General features: G+C 49.0%; 4 protein-coding genes and 4 tRNA genes. 7 read left to right on the plus strand and 1 reads right to left on the minus strand.

What is annotated here, in order from left to right:
* The first annotated feature begins 146 nt into the window (after positions 1-146).
* Positions 147-1,175, plus strand: a complete 1,029-nt coding sequence (gene murB / locus AB1287_RS22345; RefSeq protein WP_435619147.1) for a UDP-N-acetylmuramate dehydrogenase — start codon at positions 147-149, stop codon at positions 1,173-1,175.
* Positions 1,172-2,134 carry a bifunctional biotin--[acetyl-CoA-carboxylase] ligase/biotin operon repressor BirA gene (gene birA, locus AB1287_RS22350; protein WP_435619146.1) on the plus strand — a complete coding sequence of 321 codons (963 nt, stop codon included), beginning with the start codon at positions 1,172-1,174 and terminating at the stop codon, positions 2,132-2,134. The genes murB and birA overlap by 4 nt, the downstream gene beginning before the upstream one ends.
* 30 nt (positions 2,135-2,164) lie before the next feature.
* Here birA and coaA read toward each other — a convergent pair whose 3' ends face one another.
* On the minus strand, positions 2,165-3,115 hold the full coding sequence (coaA, locus tag AB1287_RS22355; protein ID WP_312630125.1) for a type I pantothenate kinase: 951 nt from the start codon (positions 3,113-3,115) through the stop codon (positions 2,165-2,167).
* 406 nt (positions 3,116-3,521) lie between these two features.
* On the opposite strand from coaA, the gene AB1287_RS22360 reads away from it, so the two are divergent.
* The 5 genes from AB1287_RS22360 to AB1287_RS22380 form a co-directional block, all read left to right on the plus strand.
* Positions 3,522-3,597: transfer RNA gene (locus AB1287_RS22360), tRNA-Thr, on the plus strand.
* Positions 3,598-3,605: 8 nt separating this feature from the next.
* A tRNA-Tyr gene (locus AB1287_RS22365) sits at positions 3,606-3,690 on the plus strand.
* A 116-nt stretch (positions 3,691-3,806) separates the two neighbouring features.
* A tRNA-Gly gene (locus tag AB1287_RS22370) sits at positions 3,807-3,881 on the plus strand.
* Positions 3,882-3,886: 5 nt separating this feature from the next.
* Positions 3,887-3,962, plus strand: a tRNA-Thr gene (locus tag AB1287_RS22375).
* A gap of 114 nt (positions 3,963-4,076) precedes the next feature.
* The coding region (locus tag AB1287_RS22380) for a GTP-binding protein (RefSeq protein WP_001326213.1) at positions 4,077-4,241 on the plus strand (165 nt) is incomplete at its 3' end.

The raw sequence follows: 4,241 nt of genomic DNA on the forward strand, positions 1-4,241 counted from the left end.
AACTGCCAGGCATCAAACAAGTGAAGAACCCCGACCATCCGGTCGGGGTTTTTTGCGTTTACACACGAACCACCCACAGACATATCCACAAGCCTTCCCTTCCTGAATGCGGTAAACTAGCCGTGATTTTGCATCTGGAAGCCACTATGAATCACTCCTTAAAGTCCTGGAATACCTTTGGTATCGATTGTCATGCCCGTCGGATTGTCTGTGCAGAAAATACCGTTCAACTGCTTGAAGCCTGGCAGCAGGCAACCTCTGAAAACCTGCCTGTCCTAATTTTAGGTGAAGGGAGTAACGTCCTCTTTTTAGAGGATTATTCAGGTGTCGTCCTGATCAACCGACTTAAAGGGATCGAGGTGAGTGAACAGCCAGATGCATGGCACCTGCATGTTGGAGCGGGTGAAAACTGGCACAGTCTCGTCACGTATACGCTTGAGAAAGGTATGCCCGGGCTTGAAAATCTGGCACTGATCCCAGGATGCGCAGGTTCATCACCGATCCAGAATATTGGTGCTTACGGCGTGGAACTGCAGCGAGTCTGTGACTATGTTGATTGTATTGAGCTCTCTACTGGCATTATGAAACGCCTGAGTGCTGAGGCGTGCCGGTTCGGCTATCGCGACAGCATCTTCAAACATGAATATCAGGACCGCTATGTCATTGTCGCTGTAGGATTAAAGCTGGTAAAAGCGTGGCAGCCGGTGCTGAGCTATGGCGATTTGACCAGACTGGATCCTCAAACAGTTACGCCACAGCAGGTCTTTGATGCTGTCTGCCACATGCGTATGACTAAGTTACCCGATCCAAAAGTGAATGGAAATGCTGGCAGCTTCTTTAAAAACCCAGTCATTAGCCCTATGGAAGCTGAAAAGCTTCTGGCTGCTTGCCCGGATGCACCGCATTACCCACAGTCTGACGGTGGCGTTAAACTCGCTGCCGGCTGGCTTATCGACCAGTGTCATCTCAAGGGGCAGCGAGTTGGCGGAGCCATGGTACATCGGCAGCAGGCTCTGGTTCTTATTAATGAAAACAATGCGACCAGCGATGATGTTGTTGCGCTTGCCCGCTATGTTCGCCAGCAGGTTGGAGAAAAATTTGATGTGTGGCTGGAGCCTGAAGTACGGTTTATTGATGCGCGCGGCGAAGTCAATGCGGTGGAGGTTATTGCGTGAAGGATAATACGGTCCCATTAACGCTTATCTCAATTTTATCCGACGGTGAGTTTCATTCCGGCGAGCAGCTCGGAGAGCGTCTGGGTATGAGCCGGGCGGCGATTAACAAGCATATTCAGACGCTGCGCGACTGGGGCGTCGATGTATTTACCGTTCCCGGAAAAGGTTACAGCCTGCCTGAGCCTATTCAACTGTTGAATGAAGATCTCATTAGAAACAGCATAAGTGAGGGTGCTGTTACGGTGCTGCCTGTGATTGATTCCACCAACCAGTATCTGCTGGACAGGCTGGCGTCACTTCGCTCCGGAGATACCTGCGTGGCTGAGTATCAGCAGGCGGGCCGTGGTCGCCGTGGCCGGAAGTGGTTCTCGCCTTTTGGTGCGAATCTTTATCTGTCAATGTACTGGCGACTTGAGCAAGGGCCCGCTGCTGCGATTGGCCTGAGCCTTGTCATTGGCATCGTGATGGCTGAAGTCCTGCAAAGCCTCGGCGCGGATAAAGTTCGCGTAAAATGGCCGAACGATCTCTATCTGCTGGATCGTAAGCTTGCGGGTATTCTGGTTGAACTCACCGGTAAGACGGGAGATGCCGCGCAAATTGTCATTGGTGCGGGTATTAACCTCGCTATGCGACGAGTCGAATCTGATGTAGTCAATCAAGGATGGATCAATTTGCAGGAAGCCGGGATCAAAATTGATCGTAACACCCTCGCTGTGCGTTTAATTAAAGAACTTCGAGCTGCATTGGTGCTGTTCGAGCAAGAAGGTCTGGTACCTTATCTTCAGCGCTGGGAGAAACTGGATAACTTTATTCATCGCCCGGTGAAGTTGATTATTGGTGAGAAAGAGATATTTGGCATATCACGGGGCATTGACATGCAGGGGGCATTATTACTCGAACAGGATGGAGTGATTAAACCCTGGATGGGCGGAGAAATTTCACTGAGAAGTGCGGAATAACAAATTAAGAGGGAGCAGATGCTCCCTTTTTTATTTTCGAAGCCGAACCTGTTCGACAGAATGGTTGGCACTTTTCGTCAATATTAAACTTGCTCGCTCGCGCGTAGGAAGTATATTTTCTTTTAGATTCAGAAGGTTAATTTCATTCCATAATGATGTTGCTATGTTGACAGCTTCGTCTTTGGATAATTTTGCATAATTATGGAAATAAGAATCTGGATCGGTGAATGCTCCTTCACGGAATTTCAGAAAACGATTGATATACCAGTTTTTCAGCTGATCTTCCGGGGCATCTACATAAATAGAAAAATCGACAAAGTCTGAGACAAATACATGATGCGGATCGTGCGGGTAATCCATACCACTTTGCAGAACGTTCAGACCTTCCAGAATCAGGATATCCGGATGCGTGACCGTTTTGTCGCCATCGCAAATAACGTCATAAATTAAGTGGGAATACACCGGAGCAGTGACATCTGCCGCACCTGATTTAATATCTGAAACAAATTTCACTAGGCGATGCATGTCATAAGACTGCGGGAAGCCTTTTTTCTTCATCAGCCCACGTTCTTTTAGAACCTCGTTAGGATGAAGGAAGCCATCGGTGGTGATCAATTCTACCCGACGGTGCTCTGGCCAGCGGCTGAGTAAAGCCTGTAGTACACGCGCCGTTGTGCTCTTACCTACCGCCACGCTGCCGGCAATGCTTATCACATAAGGAATGCGCGGCGCGTTCGTCCCTAAGAACTGCTCGAGCACGGCCTGGCGACGCAAATTGGAGCTAATGTAGAAGTTCAGCAGACGCGAGAGTGGCAGATAGATCTCTGCCACTTCTTCCAGAGACAAATCTTCGTTGATCCCTTTCAGGCGCGTGATTTCCCCTTCGGTAAGGGTCATGGGCACGGAATCGCGAAGGGCAGCCCACTGGCTGCGGTTGAACTGTAAGTACGGCGTCATTAACGTTTGCTCTTTTTTGCTCATAAGCATGTTCAGTTCACGCCCATCGGTTTCATGTGCCGAAGCTGATGAGGTGAGACATTCAGTTAATCAGGACAATGGGCAGGAGGTTAACACCAGATTGAATGGAATAAGAAGAAAAAATCAGATTTAGTGATGCTTCCAGCAGAACGCATCTCTGCCGGGCTTGTTTCATGTTGCTGTGCGAGTTCTGATGAGTGGCCTGACTGAAAGCGTTGTGGGTTGCTACGAGCGAACGGTAAGAAAAAAAGGAAGATAGAAACAGACATTCAGCCCATTTTTTGTTCGCAGATGACGGAATTTGCATCATTTTTACACCGTTATGCACAAAATGTGAGCAAGAGATCGTTTTATGCAATTTTTTAGTTGCAAGCCCCGTCATGTCTCCCTAGAATGCGCGCTACTTGATGCCGACTTAGCTCAGTAGGTAGAGCAACTGACTTGTAATCAGTAGGTCACCAGTTCGATTCCGGTAGTCGGCACCATCAAGTCCGGTGGGGTTCCCGAGCGGCCAAAGGGAGCAGACTGTAAATCTGCCGTCACAGACTTCGAAGGTTCGAATCCTTCCCCCACCACCACTTTCTGGCAGCGTTTTCGCCGCCTGAGTTGGTAGAAGTTAAACACCAACTCAAACAATAAAAGAGAGAACACTCTTTTTTGTTGCAGAAAGAACTGGGTAGCCGAGTTTCAGGATGCGGGCATCGTATAATGGCTATTACCTCAGCCTTCCAAGCTGATGATGCGGGTTCGATTCCCGCTGCCCGCTCCAAACGTGCTGATATGGCTCAGTTGGTAGAGCGCACCCTTGGTAAGGGTGAGGTCCCCAGTTCGACTCTGGGTATCAGCACCACTTCAATCTCCTCCTCCCTGGTTTCTCTCTGTGAATTGCATTCAACAAGTCAGGCATGTTGCCTGGTTGATGTGGTGATATCACCGATTTATCCGTGTCTTAGAGGGACAATCGATGTCTAAAGAAAAGTTTGAACGTACAAAACCGCACGTTAACGTCGGTACTATCGGCCACGTTGACCATGGTAAAACAACGCTGACTGCTGCAATCACTACCGTACTGGCTAAAACCTACGGCGGTGCTGCTCGCGCATTCGATCAGATCGATAACGCACCAGAA

This window comes from Scandinavium sp. UTDF21-P1B, from assembly GCF_040750395.1.
GTDB lineage: Bacteria > Pseudomonadota > Gammaproteobacteria > Enterobacterales > Enterobacteriaceae > Scandinavium.

What these genes read in the sequence shown, in the direction of transcription:
- murB (WP_435619147.1), top strand. Translation starts at nt 147, where the DNA reads ATGAATCACTCCTTAAAGTCCTGGAATACCTTTGGTATCGATTGTCAT.
- coaA (WP_312630125.1), bottom strand. Translation starts at nt 3,115, where the DNA reads ATGAGCAAAAAAGAGCAAACGTTAATGACGCCGTACTTACAGTTCAAC.